Origin of the sequence: Streptomyces sp. GD-15H (assembly GCF_045291515.1) — a bacterium.
Lineage (GTDB): Bacteria > Actinomycetota > Actinomycetes > Streptomycetales > Streptomycetaceae > Streptomyces.
Genome location: NZ_CP149447.1, coordinates 1,405,146 through 1,426,415, shown reverse-complemented (window position 1 = coordinate 1,426,415; position 21,270 = coordinate 1,405,146). Strand labels below are relative to the sequence as shown.

Genomic DNA, 21,270 nt, shown 5'->3' with positions numbered 1-21,270 from the left:
CTCGGCGCACCGCCGTGGAGGTGCTGCCAGACGAGCTGGAAGTCGTGGCCCCGCACGTCAGCACGCCGGCCATGCGCTGCACCGGTGTCGGGCCGGCCGGCACGCGCACGCGTGGCCTGCTCCGCCGACAGCCGGGCCCACTCGCTGCGCCCCGCTCACCAACTCGCTTTCCGCTGGATGCGAGCCGCGGACCGCTCGGCGCCTCGTCCTCCGAGACTGGTCACCGTGGGTCGCCGGGCGGCCCGCAGGCCACCCATCGAGAGGACAGCCGTGAGCGTCGCCTCCCCCGTGCCGCAGCAGGTCGGCGCGACCGCGCAGCTGGTCGACTTCATCTGCAGACGGGACCGCCGTACCGAGCCCGCCACCCGCGCGGCCCTGCGCGGACTGACGGTCGACACCGTCGGGGTCGCCGTCGCCGGACTCACCACACCGGCGGCCATGCTGGTGCGCGACTGGGTCGAGGACCAGGCACCCTCCGACACCGTCGCGCCGGCCGGGACGGCGGCCGTGTGGGGCTCCACGAGCAGGCTCGGGCCCGCCGACGCCGCCCTGGTCAACGGCACCGCCGCACATGCTCTGGACTGGGACGACGCCGCTCCCTCGATGGCGATGCACCCCGCCGCCGTCCTGCTGCCCACACTCTTCGCGCTCGCCGCCCGCCGCCCGGTGACCGGCGCCGAACTCGACGCCGCCTACAGCGTCGGCTCCGCCGTCTTCCGCGCGGTCTCCGAGGCACTCCCGCACGCCGTCCACTACGGCCGGGGCTGGCACAACACCTCCACCACCGGACGGCTTGCCGCCACCGCCGCCGCCTGCAGACTGCTCGACCTGGACGGCGGTACGGCCGCCCACGCCCTGGGCATCGCCGCCTCCCAGGCGTCCGGAAGCCTGGCGAACTTCGGCACGATGACCAAGCCGATGCACGCCGGCCTGGCAGCGCGGGACGCCGTGATGGCCGTAGGGCTGGCCGGCCGTGGCTTCACCGCCAACCCCGCCCAGCTGGAGGCACGCGGCGGCTTCCTCGACCTCTTCGGCGACCACGACCCGCGGCGCACAGCGGTCCTGGGCGAGCGGCTGGAACACTGGGTGACCGGTTGGGTCGACGACTACGCGCTCAAGGCCTATCCCTCCTGCTTCGCCACCCAGCGCGCGATCGACGCGGGACTCTCCCTGCGCGAGGAACTGGGCGCCGACGTCGACCGGGTCTCGCGGATCGCGGTGACCCTCGAGCACGGTGGCACCCGGCCACTGCGGGACACCGCTCCGAGCAACGGACTCGAGGCCAAGTTCTCCCTGGAGTACACCCTCGCCGTCGCCCTGCTGACCGGGGACGTGCTGCTCAGCGACTTCACCGACGAGGCCCTGAAGCGGCGGGGTGTCGCCGAGCTGATGGCCCGGATCGAACTCACCGAGCGGCCGCCGGCCGAGGAGCCGGGCCACACCGTCGTCCGGCTGCACACCGACGACGGCCGACTCCTGGTCCGCGATGTCCACCACTCCCGCGGCGACTCGCACCGGCCGCTGTCGCCCGCCGAGCTGGCGGCCAAGTTCCACCAGTGCGTGGGACGGGGCCCCGTGAACGAGTCCTGGCTCGCCGCGCTCCACACCGTCCCGGACGCCGATGAACCGCAGGACCTGCAGACACTCCTCGCCGGCCCGCCCGTCCACGGCGGCTGACCCGGCCTCCCGCCTCCCCCGGACGCAACCCGCACCGCGTCGCCGTACCCGACACCAGGAGAGATCCGACCATGACCGACACCTTCACCGAGGAAGCGACCAGCCGCTTCGTGGAACTGCCGAGCGGGCGCGTCCACTACCACGAGTACGGCGAGGGGCACCCGCTCGTCCTGCTGCACGGCTCCGGCCCCGGCGCGACCGGCTGGAGCAATTTCGCGGCGAACATCCGCGAGCTGGGCAAGCGGTTCCGCTGCCTGGCCGTCGACATGCCCGGCTGGGGCAAGTCCGACCCGGTCGGTTACGACCACCGGGACCACGCCGCGACCGCGCTGGAGTTCCTCGACGCGCTGGAGATCGAGAAAGCGGCGTTCATCGGCAACTCGATGGGCGGCGCCACCTCGATCATGTTCGCCGCGACCCACCAGGAGCGGACCAGCCACCTGGTCACCATGGGCGCCGGGGTCGGCGGCGCCCACCTCTTCGTGCCCGGCGGCGGGCCGAGCGAGGGCGTGCGGGTGCTGCAGCGGACCTACCGCGAGCCCACCGAGGAGAACTTCCGCGACCTGGTCGACGTGATGACCTTCGATCCGGCGCACGCTTCGGAGGAACTGGTCCGCCAACGCCACCGGGCCGCGGTCGAGCGTCCGGACCACCTCGCCAACTTCGCCGACGGGCTCGGCAGGCCGCGCCCGCACATGGCCACCCACGCCCAGATCGCCGGCATCACCGCGCCGGCACTGTTCTTCCACGGCCGCGACGACCGGGTCGTGCACTACGAGAGCTCGCTGAAGCTGGTCTCACTGGTGCCGCGCTCCCGGATGGTGCTGCTGGCCGGCTGCGGCCACTGGGCCCAGCTCGAGCACGCCGACGAGTTCAACCGCACCGTCACCGACTTCCTTCTCCACAACTGAGGAAGAAAGGGCTTCTGCCATGCACGAGGTACACGAGCGGATCCTGGCCCGCGCCGAGGAGATCGCCGCCGAGGCCGCACCCAGCGACGAGCTGGGCCGGCTGACCGACAAGGCCGCCGAGGTGCTGCGCTCCAGCGGCGTCATCCGGATGCTCCAGCCGACCGAGTTCGGTGGCTACGAGGCCGACCCGGTCGCCTTCTTCCGCACCCTGCGTGACATCGGCGTCCAGTCCTCCTCCGCGGGCTGGGTGGCCGGTGTGGTCGGCGTCCACGCCTTCGAGGTGGCCCAGATGGACATCACCCTGCAGAAGGAGATCTGGGGCGAGGACCCGGACACCTGGATCGCCTCGCCGTACGCCCCGCTGGGGCGCGCGACCCCGGTCGAGGGCGGGTTCCGGTTCTCCGGCCGCTGGCCGTTCTCCTCGGGCACCGACCACTGCCGGTGGATCATCCTCGGCGGCCTGATCGTGGACGAGGACGGCAGGCCGGTCCCGGGCGGACTGCGCCACTTCGTCCTTCCGCGGGCGGACTACGAGATCATCCAGGACTCCTGGGACGTCGTGGGGCTGCGCGGTACCGGCAGCAAGGACATCCTGATCGAGGACAAGTTCATCCCGGAGCACCGGATCCTCGATCCGCTTCCGATGGAGGACGGCGGCCTGGCCCACCAGGTTGGTCGCGGTGACTCGCCGCTGTACCGGATGCCGTTCCACCCGATGTTCACCGCGGGCATCACCACCGCCACCGTCGCGATGGCGCAGGGCGCCCTGGCGGCGTTCGTCGCCTCGATGCGAGGCCGGGTCACCGCACGCGGGGTGAAGACCGCCAACGACCCGCACCAGCTCGCCGTGCTCGGCCGGGCGATCTCCGACCTGGAGGCCGGCGAGGTCCAGCTCTTCGACGACATCCAGCGGATGTGGGAGCAGGCACAGCGTGACGAGCGGTTCTCGCCCGAGGAACGGGTTCGGGTCCGCCGCAACCAGGTCCGCATCGCCCGTCGCGCGGTCGATGCCGTCGACGAGTTGTTCCTGCACGCCGGCGGCACGGCGCTGCGCAGCGACTCCACGCTGCAGCGGTGCTGGCGTGACATCCACGCCGCGATGAACCACGCCAGCAACAACGCCGACCCGATCTACCAGGCGTACGGCCTGAACACATTCGGTCACCCGTTGCCGGCGTCGGTGCTCTTCTGAGAGCCCCTCAGGACGTTCTGTCGCAGTTCGAGCCACCCGCATGTACCTGTGACGCGCCGACGCGACACCCGCGTCCCGCACGGCGAGCACCTCACCCCCACGTTCCTCCTCGGAGATAGCCCGCATGTCCGTTCCGCAGCACAGCACCACCGCCCCGAGGAGGCGGGCACGAGCGCCGGCGAGTCCGCCGCCGTGACCGAGGCGGCAGCCGTTCTGGAGGAGGCCGCCCGCACCGGTGTGCCGTGTCCGCCGGTCCGCACGCTCCTGCCCGCAGGAGACCTCGACGCCGCGTACGCGGTGCGGCGGCGGCACGTCGCGCGCGGCGTCGCGGCGGGCCGGCGGCCGGTGGGCCACCCGCGGCAAGGCGATCATCGTCCTCGACCCGGCCGAGCCGCCGCTGATCATGCGGGACACCGTGCACTGCCTGGTCGGCGACTGCGACGAGGCGGCGGTGACCGCCTCGGTGCAGGAGATGGTCGCCCGCGTCCAGGCCTACGTGCCCGGTTACCGGCTCAAGCAGAGGGTGCAGTTCGAGCGCGTCGCCGCCGACGACCCGCTGCGCTCGCTGCTCCCGCAGGCCTCCCGGACCGGCGGGGCGGCCAAGGTGTCGGTCTTCCTCGAAGTGGAGGGCGCCGCCCACTACCTGCCCGCCTACGCCGGCAACCTCGACATCATGACCTCGGCCGCGCTGCGCACCGCCGAACGCATGGCCGCCCACCGCGCCACGGAGGTGGCATCCCGATGACTTCCCTCTACGTCCAGGACGTGACCCTGCGGGACGGCATGCACGCCGTCCGCCACCGCTACACCGTCGAGCAGGCCCGCACCACCCCACAGCCATGACGGTCCGCCGCGACGGAAGAGGACGGGGGCCGTCGCGGCGGCCGGTTCAGGCGAGGACCTGCTGCCCTGGGGGCATGGAGTCCCCCGGCGTCCCGTGCCCCTGCGTGAACCGTGGCAGGGCGTGCGGGCCGGTCGGCAATGGGTCGTGGACGACGCGTTCGGCAGGATGCCCGGCGCGGACGAGCCCGTCCGTCACCGTACGGACCATGTCCGGTGGTCCGGCGATCAGGGTGCGCCCCTCGGCGAGGGGGGCGCTCCGGGTCACCGCGAGGACAAGGCGGTCGTACCTGCCCTCGGTCGGCGCCCCACCCGTCATCGGGACCACGGTCAGCCACGAGTGACGTTGTTCGAGGCCGGTCAGATACTCGATGTCGTGGAGGTCGGACAGCGAGTCGGCGCCCAGGAAGAGCCCTACCCGGCGCACCCGATGCGCGGATGACCGCCGCACACTGCTGGCCAGCTCCTGCAGCAGCGCCTTCACCGCGGCCCAGCCGGTGTCCCAGGCGACCAACTGCAAGGTGTCCGGGGGCTCCGCGTCGAGCGTCAGGTTGCCCTTGGGCGGCCCGAGCCGTACCTCGTCCCCGGGCGCGGTGTGGCGCACCAGCATCTCGCTGACTCCGCCGGGGCCACTGCGCCGGACGTGCAACTCGAGCTCCCCGTCCGGGCCGGGCCCGTCGGCCAGGTAGTACGGACGCCACGTGTGCGGCAGCCGGGCGCACTCCAGCGTGGTGTACTGGCCTGCCCGGTACCGGAAGGTCTCGTGCGGCAGGAGGCGGAGTACCGCCAGGTCCGGCCCGTACAGCCGGTGGTCCGTCACCGTGGCGCGCCAGCACGGCGGTTCGCGCAGCGCGGCCTCCGCGCCCCGGATCATGGCGGTGACGCCGAGTTGCAGCATCCGCATCCACGCCCGCTCGAGCTCCGGACTCCAGTACTCGCCCGCGCGGACCCGCAGCGCTTCGCACAACGCGTCCTTGAACGCCGTGTACTGCGCCGGGCGCACGCCGAGTTTGCGATGGTCGCGGCCGAGCTGGGTGAAGGTCCTGGTGATCTCCTCGGGGCGGTGCAGGTGCTCGATCAGATACCAGAACGCCCGCGCCAACTGCGCCTGCTGGAACGCCATCGTGGCGGGGAAGAGCGACCGCAGTGAGGGATGCCGTGTGAACAGCGCCCGGTACAGGTCGGTGATCAGTTCGTCGAGCGGAGCCACCAGGTCCAGGTCGCGCATGATGATCTGCCGGTCGCCGGCCGCGTCGTACGTCTCTTCGGCAGTCTCTTCGGCCGGGGCCGGCCGCCGCGGCCGGTGCCCAGGTCGCTCCCGGAGGAGAGCAACCGCTGACGCAGCCGCATCGCGTCGTGCCGGGCGAGGAGTGCGTGGTACGTCCTGTCTTCCGCGCTCATGGTCAGCGGACTCTCCCCGTCTCGCGCCCGGCGGCGACCTGTACGGGGCCGGGTCCGGTCCCGACCGGGGCGGCGACCGGAACGGGAGCCCACCGGTCCGGTCGGTGCGGGGCCTTCGCTGGAAGCGGGCGGCAGGGTCGGGACATGGCTGGGCTCCTTGAGGAACGTGTCGAGGATGCGGGGGCGGCTCGACGGTGAACAGACTCCGAACCGCCGGGTTCTGGCGGGAGAAACCGCAGGTCAGTATGGCATCTGGGATATATGCCCCAAGGGCCCTGGTGGAAAGGGACGCTGGGCCCTGGACAAGGGCGAGTGCGCGTGCCGCGCCCGACCTGTACGCATACAAGCGGAGCGCTCCCACTGTTTCCGGTCGCGGGAGCCGTGATCCTCAACGAGGCCGAACGTGCTGTTCGGCCTCTCCGTCAGGAGGCGCCGGCGTGCGAGCCGAGCCGTGACCTGCTGCTCGAACTGTTCCCCCGCCAGGGGCGGAAGGCGCCGGTCGATGAGCGACAACGGCACCGCGCACAACGCATCCGCCGACGGTGTTCCCGGCACGCGGCCCGGCCTGCCGACCGGGCCGCGCGTGCCCGTCAGCCGTCTTTGCCCATGGCCCTGCGCACCGTGTCCTTGGTGCGGTCCATGAGGGCGGCGACCGGTCCGAGCGCCACGTTCTTCGCCGCGGACTCCACGCCCGGGTGCGGATGGGTGGGGGCCATGGCTTCCGCGGCCTTGATGGCCTTGGCCATGGCGGCGAGGCTGGTGGCGTCTGCGCTGCGGCGGATGTGGATGAACTCGTAGCGTTCCTCGGCCCGCGCGTGCTCCTGGACGTCCTGGCGCAGCTTCAGCAGCTGTGGCATGAACTTCGGGTCGTCGGTGTCGAGATCCTCCAGGGCGGCCAGCGTCTCCTTGGCCGCCTTCTCCTCGGTGAGCCGTTCCTCGACGACCTTTTCCCCGCCCGGCAACGCGCGTCGGGCGAAGGGGTGGACGACCTCCTCCTCGGCGGTCTCATGCACGGCCAGCAGCCGCACGAGGCGACGGAAGGCGTCGCGGCGCTCCTCACCGGTGGTGGCCTCGACCTCGTCGAAGAGGTTGCGGATGTCACCGTGCTGGCGCATCAGCAATGCCACCACGTCGGTGTCCTTGGCGTGGTCGTCCCCGGCCTGCGGGGTGTGCAGCTCGGACATCTCGGCTCCCCTCACTTCTCGCGCATGGCGGGGTCGGGGTGCGCGCCCTCGGACTCGACGCGGTACTCGCGGCCGAACATCGCGTCGTGCTCGGCCATGACCCGCTCGCTCGGCGGCTCCTCACCGCCGTGGATCTGCTCCTGCATCTTCTCGAACCGCTCGTGCGCCTCGCGCACGTAGCCCGCACCCAGCGTGGTCAGGTCCATCTGCGTGTCCAGCAGCTCGCGCACGTAGCCCTTGTTCGGCTCGAAGGTGAGGACGTTGGGCAGCTCGGGCGCCAGTACGGAGGCGGGGTCGCGTCCGTCGTGCCGGCGCATCAGGTCACAGGCCGCGTGCAGATGCTCCAGCTCCATGTTCAGGTGCAGTTCCCAGATCGCCTTCACCCTGGGGTCGCTCTCCTGCTCCATGAACGAGTGGTACAGGTAGCACTCGTTGTACTCGTGGTTGACCAGCTGCTCCCACCACGTCTCACCCGGGTCGACGAGCGACTCGTAGTGGGTGACGTGCTCCTCCTCGATCAGCCCGATCTCCTGGTACAGCTGCCGGGCGATCGGCTCCATGTAGGTGGGGCCGGTGTTCATGTAGAAGTTCATGGTCTGCTGCTCCGCCGACATGATCGTCAGCGCGTGCAGCTTCGACAGCGGATTCGTCTGGTCCTTGGCGTACGGATCACGCACGTTGTCGACCGGGTCGCGGTGGTGGAACTTCGTGGGCCGGCCGGGCATGACCTCGGTCAGGTCGTCGACGATCGACTCCGCCTTGCGGTGCTCGATCATCTCGTACAGGTTCGCGTACCGGTACAGGTGATCGAAGTCCTCCAGCACCCCGAACTGGTACGCCTGCTTCAGATACGGGTCCGGCTCCATCCGCGCCACCCACGCCGTGAGGTCGACGGCGACCTGCTCGTAGGCAATGGTGGTCTCCAGCACGGACGAGACGCCGGGCAGGAGCCAGTTCACCACCTTCTGCTGCTGGGCCTCGATGTACCGGGTCTGCGCCAGCTGCCGCTTGACCTCCGGATCGACCGTATGGCGGGCCAGGTGGTGGCTGAACATGATCGCCTCGACCTCGATGCCGTTCATCGTGATGATGCGGCAGCGGGTGTACGGGTCGCAGTGGTCCGGATCGATCGGCTGCACATTCAGCTCACGCCAGTTGCGCACCTGGCGGTCCAGCGGGATGCCCCGCTGCTCCAGAGGGTTGAACGTCATGGAGGGCTCTCCTCGTTGAAGGACCGGGCGGGCGAAGTACCCCCGTCGCCGTACCGCATGGCCGCGACCCAAGGCACCCCCGTCATGTTTCAGTCACCCAGGGCCGCCCGCCACCGCACACGCCCGGAGGAGTGGGCGAGCCCTCCCTCCGGGCACGGGGGTGGACCGTCCGACTGCGCCGAGCGGGTGCCTCGAAGGCCAGGTGCGGAGCTTCTCGGTCATGGCCCCAGGGCCGCTTTCGGTCTCTGCCTCGCTCGCACCCGGGCGGGCCGGCACCGGTCGGTACGGCGGCCGAGGGCCTCCCCACGGGGCCGGTCGGCGCCCACCCGGGCCGGATTGCTCCGGGGGCGCACCGTGGCGGCGTACCGCCCTGGTGAGTCCGGCCACGGCACGGCCTGCGGCGGGTTCCCCTCGGTCATGACCTCCAGCCCTGCCGTGCACGTCGGCCCTCGGGACGCGGCGCCGGGGCCCCGCGCGGACGAGCCGGCGGACGACAGCCGGATTCGGTCCCGGCGGACCGTCCACGGCCCCGCCGGCTCCCTCGCCGCCCTCCGGCGGGCCGGAGCGGGGACGTCGCCACCTGGGGCTGCGACGCCTCGCACGGACCGCCGTACGTGTCCCGGACCTTCGCCGGCCGCTGCTCGGACCTCGGGGTCACGCAGTTCATGGGCGCGGTCGGCAGCAGCGCGGACAACGGGGCCTGCGCGAGCTTCCACACCGCCCTGAAGTGCGAGACCCTCCAGGGCGCCCGCGACTGCGGTGACCCAGCCACCCGCGGAAGCACGGTCTTCGCCTGGCTGCCCCGCGACCACACCCGCCGCCGGCACTCCGCCAACGAACACCTCGGCCCCCACACGAACACGTGTCCACCATCACGGGGGAAGACCCACCCACTCGGACGGGTGAACAGTCAGGCGTTCGGCCCAGAAACGTCGGCGTCGACATGCGGCGCCGACTCGGCAGGATTATCTTGCCCTGGGAGGGTTACGCGCTGCCCCGTCACGCAGACCTGCACGGCAGGGGCACTTGCTCGTCTGCCCCGGCCATGTCCGTCTGTGCACCGACTGCTGCCGATTGAGGGAACTCATGGCGACTCATACGACTGAACCGGTGGCTCCGGTCCCGGCGGCGCAGGGACGCCGCAGCCGGGGGCAGGTGATTGTTTCCTGGCTGACGACAACGGATCACAAGAAGATCGGGCATCTCTATCTGGTCACGTCGTTCGGGTTCTTCCTGGTCGGCGGAGTGCTGGCGATGGCGATGCGGGCGGAACTGGCGCGCCCCGGCCTGCAACTGCTCTCCAACGAGCAGTACAACCAGGCGTTCACGATGCACGGCGCCATCATGCTGCTGCTGTTCGCCACTCCTACCTTCGCCGGTTTCGCCAACGCGATCATGCCGCTGCAGATCGGTTCCCCGGACGTCGCCTTCCCCCGCCTGAACATGCTGTCGTACTGGCTCTTCGCCTTCGGCGGTCTGATCGTTCTGAGCAGCTTCCTCACACCCGACGGCGCGGCCGACTTCGGCTGGACCGCCTACCCCCCGCTCAGCGGACCCACCCGCGCCCCCCAGCTCGGCGGTGATCTGTGGATCATGGGGCTGGCGCTGGCCGGCTTCGGCACGATCCTCGGCGCGGTCAACTTCATCACCACCATCATCTGCATGCGCGCCCCCGGCATGACCATGTTCCGCATGCCGATCTTCACCTGGAACGTGCTGCTCACCTCGGTGCTGGTGCTGCTCGCCTTCCCCGTCCTGGCAGCCGCGCTGCTGGCACTGGAGGCCGACCGCCGCTTCGGCGCCCAGATCTTCAGCCCCGAGAACGGCGGACCGATCCTGTGGCAGCACCTGTTCTGGTTCTTCGGCCATCCCGAGGTCTACATCATCGCGCTGCCGTTCTTCGGCATCGTCAGTGAGGTCATCCCGGTCTTCTCCCGTAAGCCGATCTTCGGCTACATGGGTCTGATCGGCGCCACCATCGCCATCACCGGCCTGTCCGTGACCGTATGGGCCCACCACATGTTCGCCACCGGTGCCGTACTGCTGCCGTTCTTCTCCTTCATGAGCTTCCTGATCGCCATCCCCACCGGGGTGAAGTTCTTCAACTGGATCGGCACCATGTGGAAAGGATCGCTGTCCTTCGAACCTCCGATGCTCTGGTCCATCGGCTTCCTGGTCACTTTCCTCTTCGGCGGCCTGACCGGCGTCATCCTCGCCTCGCCGCCCTTGGACTTCCATGTCCACGACAGCTACTTCGTCGTCGCGCACTTCCACTACGTGGTGTTCGGCACGGTCGTCTTCGCGATGTTCGCCGGCTTCAGCTTCTGGTGGCCCAAGATGACCGGCACCATGCTCGACCAGCGCCTGGAGAAGATCCACTTCTGGACGCTGTTCGTCGGCTTCCACACCACCTTCCTGATCCAGCACTGGCTCGGCGCCGAGGGCATGCCCCGCCGCTACGTCGACTACCTCGCCGCCGACGGCTTCACCGCACTCAACACCGCCTCCTCCATCGGCGCGTTCCTGCTCGGCCTGTCCACCCTGCCCTTCCTGTACAACGTGTGGAAGACCGCCAAGTACGGCAAGCGCGTCGAGGTCGACGACCCGTGGGGCTACGGCCGCTCTCTGGAGTGGGCCACTTCCTGCCCGCCGCCGCGCCACAACTTCGTCACACTGCCGCGCATCCGCTCCGAATCCCCCGCCTTCGACCTCCACCATCCGGCCGTGGCCGCGTTGGACGAGAAGGAGAACACCGGTAAACGCGACGTGATCGACGCCTCGGGCCATGAGAGTGACCGGTCGTGATCACGGGGTGCGGCAGTCACCCGCCGGTCGGCCGGGTCTCGGCCCCCGTCGCGGAAGGCCAAGGACCACCTCATGGCTCAGGCTCAGGCTCATCACGGCGAGGCGCATCGAGAGGCCGAGGACATCACTCGCCACTACGTCATGCGACGCCTCGGCCTCACCCACCGCATGCTGCGGGTCACAGTCGAACGGGCAGCCCGGCTGGGACAGGAGTACGAGAGCAGTTGCGCCACTCTCCGACGTGACTTGAAAGCGGTCACCGGAGGCTGAGTGCCCTGGAGGCACCGGGCGTAAGCGTCCGTGTACGAGACGTTCACCGGGGAGATCGGCCGGCCGCGGTGCGGTGCTGAAACCCTGAGGCCGCGTGCCCCGCCGGCCACCGGCGGGGAGAAGCCGATGCGGGTGCCGGCCGGAGGCGGACCGGCGCACGCGTGGCCTGCGCGACCGGCCTCACCGACGTCCGAGGCCTCCAGGACGCCGACCGCAAGGTCCTTCGTCGGCGACGGCGTCGACGACGCGCCCGCCCTCGCCGCCGCCCACACGGGCGTCGCCATGGGGCGCGCGGGTTCCGACCTGGCCCTGGAGACGGCGGACGCGGTCGTCGTACGGGACGAGCTCGCGGCCGTGCCCGCGGTCGTACGGCTGTCCCGGGCCGCCCGCCGCCTGGTCGTGCGGAACCTCGTCATCGCGGGGGCGGCCATCACCGGCCTGGCTCTGTGGGACCTGATCGGCCACCTCCCGCTCCCGCCCGGCGTCGTCGGCCACGAGGGCTCGACCGTACTGGTCGGCCCCAACGGACCGCGGCTGCCGCGCGAGTCGGCATGGCGAACCGGGGTGGTGCAGGCCGACCGAGGTTCATGTCGGATTTCCGCGAGACCGGGCCCGGCCCGTCCCCGATGCTGGACACATGCAGAAGGGGATGCACATCGACACCGAACGCTGCGTGCGGGCCGTCCAGTCCAAGGACGCGCGGTTCGACGGCTGGTTCTTCACCGCCGTCCTGACCACCGGCATCTACTGCCGGCCCAGCTGCCCGGCCGTACCGCCCAAACCCGAGAACATGGTCTTCCAGCCGAGTGCGGCGGCCTGCCAGCAGGCGGGGTTCCGGGCCTGCAAGCGGTGCCGTCCCGACACCAGCCCCGGATCCCCGGAGTGGAACCAGCGCGCCGACGCCGTGGCTCGCGCCATGCGGCTGATCGCCGACGGGACCGTGGACCGGGAGGGCGTGCCCGGCCTCGCCGCCCGGCTCGGCTACAGCGCCCGGCAGGTGGAACGCCAACTGCTCGCCGAGCTGGGCGCGGGGCCCCTCGCCCTCGCACGGGCGCAGCGCGCCCAGACCGCGCGGCTGCTCATCGAGACGACGGCCCTGCCGATGACGGAGATCGCCTTCGCCGCCGGGTTCTCCTCAGTCCGCTCCTTCAACGACACGGTGCGCGAGGTCTTCGCTCTCGCCCCGAGCGACCTGCGCGCCCGCGCCCCGAAGCGAACCCCCGGGACGCCGGGCACCCCTGCCAGCACTCCGGGGACTCCCGGCGCGCTGTCCCTGCGTCTGCCGTTCCGCGCCCCACTCAACCCCGACAACCTCTTCGGCCACCTCGCCGCGACCGCCGTACCCGGCGTGGAGGAGTGGAGGGACGGCGCCTACCGGCGCACGCTGCGGCTGCCGTACGGACACGGCGTCGTGACCCTGACCCCGCAGCCCGACCACATCGCCTGCCGCCTCACCCTCACCGACCCGCGCGACCTCACCGTCGCCATCAGCCGCTGCCGCCGTCTGCTCGACCTGGACGCCGACCCGGTGGCCGTCGACGACCGGCTGCGCACCGACCCGGTGCTCGCACCACTGGTCGACAAGGCGCCCGGTCGCCGGGTCCCGCGTACGGTCGACGAGGCGGAGTTCGCCCTCCGGGCCGTACTCGGCCAGCAGGTCTCCACGGCGGCCGCCCGCACCCACGCCGCCCGCCTGGTCACCGCGCACGGCGAACCGGTGGACGATCCGGACCCCGAGGGCGGCCTCACCCACCTGTTCCCGTCGCCCGAGGCGCTCGCGGCCCTGGATCCCGAGACCCTGGCCATGCCGCGCGCCCGCCGGACCACCTTCACCACCCTGGTCCGCGAACTCGCCGCCGGCGACCTCCGGCTGGGCGTCGGGAGCGACTGGCCCGAGGCGCGCGCGAAGCTCCTCGCCCTCCCGGGCTTCGGCCCCTGGACGGCCGACGTCATCGCCATGCGCGCCCTGGGCGACCCCGACGCGTTCCTCCCGACCGACCTCGGCATCCGCCGTGCCGCTCGCGGACTCGGCCTGCCGTCCACCCCGGCCGCGCTCACCGCACGCGCGGCGGCCTGGCAGCCCTGGCGGGCGTACGCGGTCCAGTACCTGTGGGCGACGGACAGCCACCCGATCAACTTCCTGCCTGTGTAAGGAAACCGCAGGGAAACAGAGAGCCGAAGCAGATGACGCAGACGAAGCAGCACACCGTGGCCGACAGCCCCTACGGCCCCCTGACACTCGTCGCCGACGACGGCGTGCTGTGCGGCCTCTACATGACCGACCAGCGCCACCGCCCGCCGGAGGAAACCTTCGGCATGGAGGTCCCCCCGCGCGAGCGAAGCCGAGCGTGGGGGAGCGACGACACTCCCTTCGCCGAGGCCAAGGAACAGCTGAAGGCCTATTTCGCGGGCGAGTTGAAGGAGTTCACCCTCGAACTACGTCTGCACGGCACCCTGTTCCAGCGTCGCGTCTGGGACCAGTTGACGCGCATCCCCTACGGCGAGACCCGCTCCTACGGCCAGCTCGCGGATGTACTCGGCAGTCCCAAGGCCTCCCGCGCGGTCGGCCTCGCCAACGGCCGCAACCCGATCGGCATCATCATCCCCTGCCACCGCGTCATCGGCGCGAGCGGCGGCCTCACCGGCTACGGCGGAGGCCTGGTCCGCAAACAGCGCCTGCTGGACTTCGAGCGCGGGACGGCCCTGTTCTGAGCGGCGATCCGGCCGAGAAGCTCGGGCAGGGCCGTGCCGATCGGTTCCCGGATGACCTCGTCGGCGCGGTCGTCGCACGGCGTCGGCTCGCCGCCGACCACGACGAGCCGGGCGCCGTGGTCGGCGGCGCCGCCCGAGAGGCCGGCGGCGGGCTGGACCTGGAGTCTGGTGCCGACGGCGAGGAAGGCGGTGCAGGTCTTGCTGAGCGCGAGTGCGCCGCCGAGCACCACGGGGTCGGGCCGCTCGCCGAGCACCACCGTCGCCGACTTGAGGATCCCGCCGCACACACGGCACGGCGGACCGCCCTCCCCGGCCCGACCCGGGCGAAGGCGTCCTCCACGGGACCCGCGCGTGGCACTGCCGTGCGGTTCCAGGACCTGGTGGGCAGGCATCCCGGCGAGCCGGTGCAGGCCGTCCACGTTCTGGGTGATGACCCGGTCAGTGCACCCGGTGCCCGTTCTCCAGTTCCGCCGTGTCCGAGCCGTCGGCGAGGACGTCCAGGGCGGCCAGCACCCGGCGCCCCAGGGAAGCCTGGAGATACCCGGCCAGCTCCTCGCGCGGTACGAGCCGCCAGGAGAGCAGCTCCTCCTCCTGCAACCGGATCGCCGCGAGGTCGTCCGCGCCGAGCACCCCGCCGTCGTACAGGTACGCCACCAGCGGGGGCCGCCCGGGCCCTCGCACCCAGTCCACCGCGAGCAGCCGCCCGAGCGCACGGTCGAGCCCGATCTCCTCGGCCGTCTCGCGCCGCGCACCCTGCCGTGGGGTCTCCCCGTCGTCCGACTCGATCGTGCCGCCGGGCAGCGTCCACCCCTCCCGGTAGTTCGGCTCGACGAGCAGCACCCGGCCCTCGCCGTCCCGGAACAGAGCGGCTGCCCCGGCGAGGACCCGGGGGAGCGAGGCGAGATAGGCGGCGAAGTCCTGAACGTGCTGTGTGGTGGTCATACGGGCAGGGTAGTGGCGCCGGAAAACGCCACCGTGACGACGGGGCGGCCCGACCGGGGCGCACGGCAGCACACCCCGGCCCCAAGATCGACACCGAACGGCGCACGCGCCGGGGCACACGAGCCACAGGAGCCGTCAGCCGCACCGCCCGTATCCCGGAGCCGGGATCAGACCGCTGTCCGTGCCAGCCTCAGCGTGCGCTCCGCCAGCTCACTGATGCGCACCCCGTCGAAGCCGAAGACGGCGGTGCGCACCGTGTCCTCCAGCGGGTCCTTCCACTGCTCCGGTACGGCCGATGCGCCGCACAGGACGCCGGCCACCGAGCCCGCCGTCGCCCCGTTGGAGTCGGTGTCCAGGCCACCCCGGACGGTCAGGGCGATGGTGCGGGTGAAGTCACCGTCGCCGAACAGGAGGCCGGCGGTGAGGACGGCGGCGTTCGGGACGGTGTGGATCCAGCCGAGGCCCGCCGTCTCCACCTCGAGCGCGCTGAGCGTGTCCTCCCAGGCCAGCCCGGTGTCGTGCAGGGCGCACACCCTGCGCACGGTGCGGGCCAGGCGGCAGCCCGCCGGGATCACCGTCAGCGCCTCGTCCACGGCGCGGCGCACCGTGCGCGCCGTGAACGCCGCCGAGACCAGTGCCGCCGCCCACATCGCGCCGTAGACCCCGTTGCCGGTGTGCGACAGCACCGCGTCCCGGCGGGCCAGCGAGGCCGCGCGGCGCGGGGCGCCGGGGGACGTCCAGCCGTGGATGTCGGCGCGGATCAGGGCACCGATCCACTCCTGGTACGGGTTGTCGTAGGTGGCCGTCAGCGGCGGTCTGCGGCCGTTCGCGAGGTTCCGGTACGCCGCACGTTCCGCCGTGAACGTCTGCAGATACGGCAGCCGCAGCAGCCACAGGTCGCCCACCTGTTCGGTGCTGAAACCGAAGCCGTGGGTCTCCAGCAGGTGCAGGCCGAGGATCGCGTAGTCGATGTCGTCGTCCCGGCAGCTGCCGTGGACGCGGCCACGGACGCAGTACCGCCACTCGGGGCGCAGGTCGCGGCGGTCGCTCTCGGTGAGCGGTTCGGGCAGGTAGTCGTCGAGGGGGAGGGCCGTCGCCCGGCGCAGGTAGCGGTGAATGCGTTCACGGGTCCACACCTCGCCCTGCTCGACCGGCTTGCCGAGCATGTTGCCCGCGATCCGGCCCAGCCAGCCCCCGAGGACGCGGTCGGCGAGGCCCGGTTCCGTATCCACAGCGGTCATGCGTCCGGTCTACCCGATTCCGGCCGCGACCGCGCCTTTCCGACCGGTGTCCGCCCGGTCCACGGGACGCGCAGCGCATGACGGTGCGGGTGCCCGCCGGTTAGGGTCGCAGGGGCGCGCGACCGGCTTCGACACGCGTACGGGGCCCGGAGAGCAGGGGGATTGCGAAAGTGGCGGACGCTGCAGTGAGCGGTACTCGATCAGCACGGTCGGCACAGTCGGCGCAACGGGTGCTCGTCGCCGCGGACAAGTTCAAGGGGTCGCTGACGGCCGTGCAGGTCGCCGAGCGGGTGACGGCCGGGCTGCGTCGGGTGGTGCCGGACCTCGAGGTCGAGGCGCTGCCCGTGGCCGACGGCGGTGACGGCACGGTCGCGGCGGCGGTCGCGGCCGGCTTCGACCGACGGGAGGTACGGGTCACCGGCCCCGTCGGTGACGAGGTGACGGCGGTGTTCGCGCTGCGCGGCGGCACCGCCGTGGTGGAGATGGCGGAGGCCAGCGGCCTCCAGCGGCTTCCGGACGGCGTACTCGCACCGCTGACGGCGTCCACGTACGGTTCCGGCGAGCTGCTGCGGGCCGCGCTGGACGCGGGCGCGCGCACCCTGGTGTTCGGGGTCGGCGGCAGCGCCACCACGGACGGCGGCGCCGGCATGCTGGCCGCGTTGGGCGCCCGCTTCCTGAAGGCCGACGGTGAGCCGGTGGCGCCGGGCGGCGGCGGCCTCGCCGAGCTGGCCTCGGCCGATCTGTCGGGCCTGGACCCCCGTCTGGGCCAGGTCGAGTTCGTGCTCGCGAGCGATGTCGACAACCCGCTGACCGGCCCGAAGGGCGCCCCAGCGGTCTACGGGCCGCAGAAGGGTGCCTCGCCGGAGGATGTGGAGCGGCTGGACGCGGCGCTCGGGCACTTCGCGCGGGTGCTGGAGGAGTCGGCCGGGGCGAAAGCCGCCGAGTCCGCCGTCTCCCCGGGCGCGGGTGCGGCCGGCGGTCTCGGGTTCGGCGCGCTGCTCCTCGGGGCCGGGTTCCGGCCCGGGATCGAGGTCATGCTGGACGTCCTGGGCTTCGCGTCCGCGCTGGAGCGGGCCGACCTCGTGATCACCGGTGAGGGGTCACTGGACGAGCAGACCCTGCACGGCAAGGCCCCGGCAGGGGTCGCCGCCGCGGCCCGTGCCGCCGGCAAGGAGGTCGTCGCGGTGTGCGGGCGGCTCGCCCTGCCCCCGGAGGTGCTGGGGAGGGCGGGGATCCGGCGGGCGTACGCGCTGACGGATCTCGAGCCGGACGTGGCGACGTGCATCGCGGAGGCGGGGCCGATCCTGGAGCGGACCGCGGAGCGGATCGCACGGGACTTCCTGAGCTGAGCCAGCCCGGTCGCCGTACCAGGGAGCTCCGCCCCCTGGACCCCCGTCCGTCCTTCGCCCACCACCCGACCCGGTCGGCGAGAAGGCCGCCGAAAAGCGGAGGGCCCCGAACCCACCAGGGTTTGGGGCCCTCCGCGGCGCCGTTACGGCTGTGCCGCCCGCGCCTCGCGGCGGTTGTCGCGGAAGTTGTTCACCCGGCGGGCCGTGGCGAACAGCGGGATCACCGCGCCCATCACCAGCTGCAGCGCGCAGCCCGTCTGCAGCAGCAGCTGGCCGCTGGGGGCGTCGAAGGCCCAGGCCGCCAGCATCCCCATGCTCAGCACGATCCAGGCCAGCATCGCCACCGCGAGGGGGCCCCGCGGCTTCGGGTACTCGACCCGGCTCACCATCAGCCAGGCGGTGCCCAGGATCGCCAGCACCGTCGCCACGAACGGCAGCTCCAGCAGCACGATCGAGACGATGGTCAGCGCGCCGAACGGTGACGGCATGCCCTGGAAGGTGCCGTCCTTGACCGTGACGCAGGAGAACCTCGCCAGCCTCAGCACCACCGCCAGCAACACCACGATCGCGCCGACCGCGGCCACTCTCTGGTGCGCGTCGTCCGCGACCATGCCGTACACGAGGACGAAGTACGCCGGTGCCAGACCGAAGCTGATCAGGTCCGAGAGGTTGTCCAGTTCCGCGCCCATCGGGGAGGAGCGCAGCTTCCGGGCCACCAGGCCGTCGAACAGGTCGAAGACGGCCGCGCACAGCATCAGGATCACGGCGGTGGCCGCGCTGTGGCGGGCCATGCCGGACTCCTGGCTGCCTGTGAGGTGCGGGATCAGGATGCCAGTGGTGGTGAAGTAAACGGCCATGAAGCCGCAGGTGGCGTTGCCGAGGGTGAGGGTGTCCGCTATCGACAGGCGGAGCGAGAGCGGCATCTCCTCCTCGTCGTCCTCCTCGTGGACGTCGGTCACCCATCCGGCCTGTGTCTCAGGATCAATCACGGTCAATTCGAGTCACCCCAGCCACGGTCTTCTGCCCCACCTCGACGTCGATCTCGACGCCCTCGGGCAGGTAGAGATCCACACGGGAGCCGAACCGGATGAGACCGATCCGCTCGCCCTGCTCGACCTTGGTGCCCTGGGGCACGTAGGGGACGATGCGGCGGGCCACCGCACCGGCGATCTGGATCATCTCGATGTCACCGAGTTCGGTGTCGAAGTGCCAGACCACGCGCTCGTTGTTCTCGCTCTCCTTGTTGAAAGCGGGAACGAAGCCACCGGGGACGTGCTCGACCGACGTCACCGTGCCGGCCAGCGGCGCCCGATTGACGTGGACATTGAGCGGGCTCATGAAGATCGCGACACGGGTCCGGCCGTCCTTCCACGGCATGATGCTCTGCACCACACCGTCGGCGGGCGAGATGACCCGGCCTCGGGTGATCTCGCGCTCGGGGTCGCGGAAGAACCACAGCATCCCCGCCGCGAGAGCGGTGGCGGGAACGGCTACGGCCTTGGCGGCGCCCGAGCGGCGGGCACGGACCAGGCTGACGGCTGCGGTGGCGACGGTCGGCAGAAGCCACGGCGATGCTCCGCGCGCGAGGCGTACACCGGCGAGGCTGTCGCGAGATGCAGAGGTTTGGCTGTGGGGCATGGATGACCTTCGTAGCGGATGGTGCCGCGCACTGACGGGGGACGGCGGCTGTCCGGCGATCGTAGCGGCTCCAGGTGACAACTGGGTAAGCCAGGCAGTCGAGTCGACGACCGGAGGGTGTTGACGGGGTGTGATCCGCTATTCCAAGAAAACACCCCGTATCCGGACATTCAGCCCTGGAATCGATACTCTTCGAGCAGTCTGCGACCGATGATCATTTTCTGGATCTCGGCGGTGCCCTCTCCGATCAGCAGCATCGGGGCCTCCCGGTAGAGGCGCTCGATCTCGTACTCCTTGGAGAAGCCGTAGCCACCGTGAATCCGGAAGGCGTCCTCGACGACCTCCTTGCAGTACTCGGAGGCGAGGTACTTGGCCATCCCCGCCTCCAGGTCGTTTCGTTCGCCGGAGTCCTTTTTGCGTGCGGCGTTCACCATCATCGCATGCGCGGCCTCCACCTTGGTGGCCATCTCCGCGAGCTTGAACTGAATGGCCTGATGCTGGGCGATCTGCTTGCCGAAAGTGTGACGCTGCTGGGCGTACCGGACGCCGAGTTCGAAGGCACGCTGGGCGACGCCGCAGCCACGCGCCGCCACATTGACGCGGCCGACCTCCACGCCGTCCATCATTTGGTAAAAACCGCGGCCGGTGACCCCGCCGAGCACGCGATCCGCGGGAACACGCAGGCCGTCCATGATGAGCTCGGTGGTGTCGACACCCTTGTAGCCCATCTTGTCGATCTTGCCCGGGATGGTCAGTCCGGGCCGCACCTCGCCGAAGCCCGGCTCCTTCTCCACCAGGAAGGTGGTCATCGACTTGTGAGGGGGCGTCCCCTCGGGGTGTCCTTCGTCACTCCGGACCAGAACGGCCACCAGGGACGACGTCCCACCGTTCGTCAGCCACATCTTCTGGCCGTTCAGGACGTACTCCTCGCCGTCCTTCACCGCCTTCGACGAGATCGCCGACACGTCCGAGCCCAGGGCCGGCTCCGACATGGAGAACGCGCCCCGGACGTCGCCGGCGGCCATGCGGGGCAGGAAGTGGTCCTTCTGCTCCTGGGTGCCGTGCTGCTTGAGCATGTACGCCACGATGAAGTGCGTGTTGATGATGCCGGACACCGACATCCAGCCGCGGGCGATCTCCTCCACGCACAGCGCGTAGGTGAGGAGCGACTCGCCCAGACCCCCGTACTCCTCGGGGATCATCAGTCCGAACAGGCCGAGTTCCTTCAGGCCGTCGACGATCTGCTGCGGGTACTCGTCGCGGTGCTCCAGCTCGGTCGCGACCGGGATGATCTCCTTGTCCACGAAGTCCCGGACGGTGGAGAGGATCTCCCGCTGGACGTCCGTGAGACCGTGGGTCTGGGCGAGACGGCTCATCTCTACTTCTCCTGGTCCTTCAATTCCGGGCGGCCCGGCTGTTCGCCGCCGCGCTCCTTGATGTACGTCTCGGTCGGCACCATCACCTTGCGGCGGAACACGCACACGAGCGTGCCGTCCTGCTTGTAGCCCTTGGTCTCGACGTGGACGATGCCGCGGTCGTTCTTGGACTTGGACGGCCACTTGTCGAGCACGGTCGTCTCGCCGTAGATCGTGTCGCCGTGGAAGGTCGGCGCCACGTGCTTGAGCGACTCGATCTCCAGGTTGGCGATCGCCTTGCCGGAGACGTCCGGCACCGACATGCCGAGCAGCAGCGAGTAGATGTAGTTGCCCACCACGACGTTCTTGCCGAAGTCCGTGGTCTGCTCGGCGTAGTGGCTGTCCAGGTGGAGCGGGTGGTGGTTCATGGTGAGCAGACAGAACAGGTGGTCGTCGTACTCGGTGACCGTCTTCCCGGGCCAGTGCTTGTAGACCGCCCCGACCTCGAACTCCTCAAAGGTGCGTCCGAACTGCATCGCGCT

Annotated in this window: 19 protein-coding genes and 2 pseudogenes; 9 read left to right on the top strand and 12 right to left on the bottom strand. The window is 71.0% G+C overall.

All coding sequences use genetic code 11. The annotated features are described in order from the left end of the window. Window positions 1-270 precede the first annotated feature (270 nt). From WJ438_RS06965 to WJ438_RS06950, 4 genes and pseudogenes are all read left to right on the top strand, one after another. Window positions 271-1,677 (top strand): MmgE/PrpD family protein, encoded by a 1,407-nt coding sequence (locus tag WJ438_RS06965; RefSeq protein WP_406724424.1) that lies wholly within the window; start codon window positions 271-273, stop codon window positions 1,675-1,677. 71 nt (window positions 1,678-1,748) lie between these two features. Continuing rightward, window positions 1,749-2,588, top strand: coding sequence for an alpha/beta fold hydrolase (locus tag WJ438_RS06960; protein WP_406724423.1), 840 nt, complete (start codon window positions 1,749-1,751; stop codon window positions 2,586-2,588). 19 nt (window positions 2,589-2,607) lie between these two features. Continuing rightward, on the top strand, window positions 2,608-3,780 hold the full coding sequence (locus WJ438_RS06955) for a hydroxylase (protein ID WP_406724422.1): 1,173 nt from the start codon (window positions 2,608-2,610) through the stop codon (window positions 3,778-3,780). Between the two features lie 349 nt (window positions 3,781-4,129). Beyond that, window positions 4,130-4,525 (top strand): annotated as a pseudogene (locus WJ438_RS06950) (acetaldehyde dehydrogenase (acetylating)); the annotation flags it as partial. A gap of 144 nt (window positions 4,526-4,669) precedes the next feature. On the opposite strand, the gene WJ438_RS06945 reads toward WJ438_RS06950, so the two are convergent. The 4 genes from WJ438_RS06945 to WJ438_RS06930 form a co-directional block, all read right to left on the bottom strand. Next, window positions 4,670-5,848: a globin domain-containing protein gene (locus WJ438_RS06945; protein WP_406724421.1), complete on the bottom strand. Its 1,179-nt coding sequence runs from the start codon at window positions 5,846-5,848 to the stop codon at window positions 4,670-4,672. Beyond that, entirely contained in the window at window positions 5,809-6,021 is a 213-nt protein-coding gene (locus WJ438_RS06940; protein ID WP_406724420.1) for a hypothetical protein, read from the bottom strand. The genes WJ438_RS06945 and WJ438_RS06940 overlap by 40 nt, the downstream gene beginning before the upstream one ends. Before the next feature lie 590 nt (window positions 6,022-6,611). Then, a complete protein-coding gene (locus WJ438_RS06935) occupies window positions 6,612-7,205 on the bottom strand; it encodes a hemerythrin domain-containing protein (RefSeq protein ID WP_406724419.1) in 594 nt (197 codons plus the stop codon). Between the two features lie 11 nt (window positions 7,206-7,216). Then, entirely contained in the window at window positions 7,217-8,416 is a 1,200-nt protein-coding gene (locus WJ438_RS06930) for a hypothetical protein (protein ID WP_406724418.1), read from the bottom strand. Between the two features lie 1,086 nt (window positions 8,417-9,502). On the opposite strand from WJ438_RS06930, the gene ctaD reads away from it, so the two are divergent. Both ctaD and WJ438_RS06920 read left to right on the top strand, forming a co-directional pair. Next, complete coding sequence (gene ctaD / locus WJ438_RS06925; RefSeq protein WP_406724417.1) at window positions 9,503-11,221, top strand: cytochrome c oxidase subunit I; 1,719 nt, start codon at window positions 9,503-9,505, stop codon at window positions 11,219-11,221. 72 nt (window positions 11,222-11,293) lie between these two features. Further along, window positions 11,294-11,491, top strand: coding sequence for a hypothetical protein (locus WJ438_RS06920; RefSeq protein ID WP_406724416.1), 198 nt, complete (start codon window positions 11,294-11,296; stop codon window positions 11,489-11,491). Window positions 11,492-11,671: 180 nt separating this feature from the next. On the opposite strand, the gene WJ438_RS06915 is transcribed toward WJ438_RS06920, so the two are convergent. Further along, window positions 11,672-11,986 (bottom strand): hypothetical protein, encoded by a 315-nt coding sequence (locus WJ438_RS06915; RefSeq protein WP_406724415.1) that lies wholly within the window; start codon window positions 11,984-11,986, stop codon window positions 11,672-11,674. 142 nt (window positions 11,987-12,128) lie between these two features. Between WJ438_RS06915 and WJ438_RS06910 the strand changes: the two genes are divergently transcribed. Further along, complete coding sequence (locus WJ438_RS06910; protein ID WP_406724414.1) at window positions 12,129-13,643, top strand: AlkA N-terminal domain-containing protein; 1,515 nt, start codon at window positions 12,129-12,131, stop codon at window positions 13,641-13,643. Window positions 13,644-13,675: 32 nt separating this feature from the next. Further along, on the top strand, window positions 13,676-14,203 hold the full coding sequence (locus WJ438_RS06905) for a methylated-DNA--[protein]-cysteine S-methyltransferase (protein WP_406724413.1): 528 nt from the start codon (window positions 13,676-13,678) through the stop codon (window positions 14,201-14,203). Here the strand turns inward: WJ438_RS06905 and WJ438_RS06900 are convergent. From WJ438_RS06900 to WJ438_RS06890, 3 genes and pseudogenes are all read right to left on the bottom strand, one after another. Continuing rightward, window positions 14,137-14,655, bottom strand: a pseudogene (locus WJ438_RS06900) (SIR2 family NAD-dependent protein deacylase); the annotation flags it as partial. The gene WJ438_RS06905 and the pseudogene WJ438_RS06900 overlap by 67 nt on opposite strands. After that, window positions 14,642-15,145: an NUDIX domain-containing protein gene (locus WJ438_RS06895; RefSeq protein WP_406724412.1), complete on the bottom strand. Its 504-nt coding sequence runs from the start codon at window positions 15,143-15,145 to the stop codon at window positions 14,642-14,644. The gene WJ438_RS06895 and the pseudogene WJ438_RS06900, both read right to left, overlap by 14 nt. Window positions 15,146-15,312: 167 nt before the next feature. Further along, window positions 15,313-16,386, bottom strand: coding sequence for an ADP-ribosylglycohydrolase family protein (locus WJ438_RS06890; protein ID WP_406724411.1), 1,074 nt, complete (start codon window positions 16,384-16,386; stop codon window positions 15,313-15,315). Window positions 16,387-16,556: 170 nt separating this feature from the next. Between WJ438_RS06890 and WJ438_RS06885 the strand changes: the two genes are divergently transcribed. Next, complete coding sequence (locus WJ438_RS06885; RefSeq protein ID WP_406724410.1) at window positions 16,557-17,735, top strand: glycerate kinase; 1,179 nt, start codon at window positions 16,557-16,559, stop codon at window positions 17,733-17,735. A gap of 143 nt (window positions 17,736-17,878) precedes the next feature. On the opposite strand, the gene pssA is transcribed toward WJ438_RS06885, so the two are convergent. From pssA to WJ438_RS06865, 4 genes are all read right to left on the bottom strand, one after another. Further along, window positions 17,879-18,658, bottom strand: a complete 780-nt coding sequence (pssA, locus tag WJ438_RS06880) for a CDP-diacylglycerol--serine O-phosphatidyltransferase (RefSeq protein ID WP_406729616.1) — start codon at window positions 18,656-18,658, stop codon at window positions 17,879-17,881. A gap of 58 nt (window positions 18,659-18,716) precedes the next feature. Then, complete coding sequence (locus tag WJ438_RS06875) at window positions 18,717-19,373, bottom strand: phosphatidylserine decarboxylase (protein ID WP_406724409.1); 657 nt, start codon at window positions 19,371-19,373, stop codon at window positions 18,717-18,719. 170 nt (window positions 19,374-19,543) lie between these two features. Next, on the bottom strand, window positions 19,544-20,749 hold the full coding sequence (locus WJ438_RS06870; RefSeq protein WP_406724408.1) for an acyl-CoA dehydrogenase family protein: 1,206 nt from the start codon (window positions 20,747-20,749) through the stop codon (window positions 19,544-19,546). A gap of 2 nt (window positions 20,750-20,751) precedes the next feature. Beyond that, window positions 20,752-21,264: a MaoC family dehydratase gene (locus WJ438_RS06865; protein ID WP_406724407.1), complete on the bottom strand. Its 513-nt coding sequence runs from the start codon at window positions 21,262-21,264 to the stop codon at window positions 20,752-20,754. Window positions 21,265-21,270 lie beyond the last annotated feature (6 nt).

Coding starts and splice junctions, on each gene's coding strand:
- WJ438_RS06955 (WP_406724422.1), top strand. CDS start 2,608: ATGCACGAGGTACACGAGCGGATCCTGGCCCGCGCCGAGGAGATCGCC.
- WJ438_RS06870 (WP_406724408.1), bottom strand. CDS start 20,749: ATGAGCCGTCTCGCCCAGACCCACGGTCTCACGGACGTCCAGCGGGAG.
- WJ438_RS06945 (WP_406724421.1), bottom strand. CDS start 5,848: ATGCGCGACCTGGACCTGGTGGCTCCGCTCGACGAACTGATCACCGAC.
- WJ438_RS06910 (WP_406724414.1), top strand. CDS start 12,129: ATGCAGAAGGGGATGCACATCGACACCGAACGCTGCGTGCGGGCCGTC.
- pssA (WP_406729616.1), bottom strand. CDS start 18,658: ATGCCGCTCTCGCTCCGCCTGTCGATAGCGGACACCCTCACCCTCGGC.
- WJ438_RS06940 (WP_406724420.1), bottom strand. CDS start 6,021: ATGAGCGCGGAAGACAGGACGTACCACGCACTCCTCGCCCGGCACGAC.
- WJ438_RS06930 (WP_406724418.1), bottom strand. CDS start 8,416: ATGACGTTCAACCCTCTGGAGCAGCGGGGCATCCCGCTGGACCGCCAG.
- WJ438_RS06875 (WP_406724409.1), bottom strand. CDS start 19,373: ATGCCCCACAGCCAAACCTCTGCATCTCGCGACAGCCTCGCCGGTGTA.
- WJ438_RS06920 (WP_406724416.1), top strand. CDS start 11,294: ATGGCTCAGGCTCAGGCTCATCACGGCGAGGCGCATCGAGAGGCCGAG.
- WJ438_RS06865 (WP_406724407.1), bottom strand. CDS start 21,264: ATGCAGTTCGGACGCACCTTTGAGGAGTTCGAGGTCGGGGCGGTCTAC.
- WJ438_RS06935 (WP_406724419.1), bottom strand. CDS start 7,205: ATGTCCGAGCTGCACACCCCGCAGGCCGGGGACGACCACGCCAAGGAC.
- WJ438_RS06895 (WP_406724412.1), bottom strand. CDS start 15,145: ATGACCACCACACAGCACGTTCAGGACTTCGCCGCCTATCTCGCCTCG.
- WJ438_RS06960 (WP_406724423.1), top strand. CDS start 1,749: ATGACCGACACCTTCACCGAGGAAGCGACCAGCCGCTTCGTGGAACTG.
- ctaD (WP_406724417.1), top strand. CDS start 9,503: ATGGCGACTCATACGACTGAACCGGTGGCTCCGGTCCCGGCGGCGCAG.
- WJ438_RS06890 (WP_406724411.1), bottom strand. CDS start 16,386: ATGACCGCTGTGGATACGGAACCGGGCCTCGCCGACCGCGTCCTCGGG.
- WJ438_RS06905 (WP_406724413.1), top strand. CDS start 13,676: ATGACGCAGACGAAGCAGCACACCGTGGCCGACAGCCCCTACGGCCCC.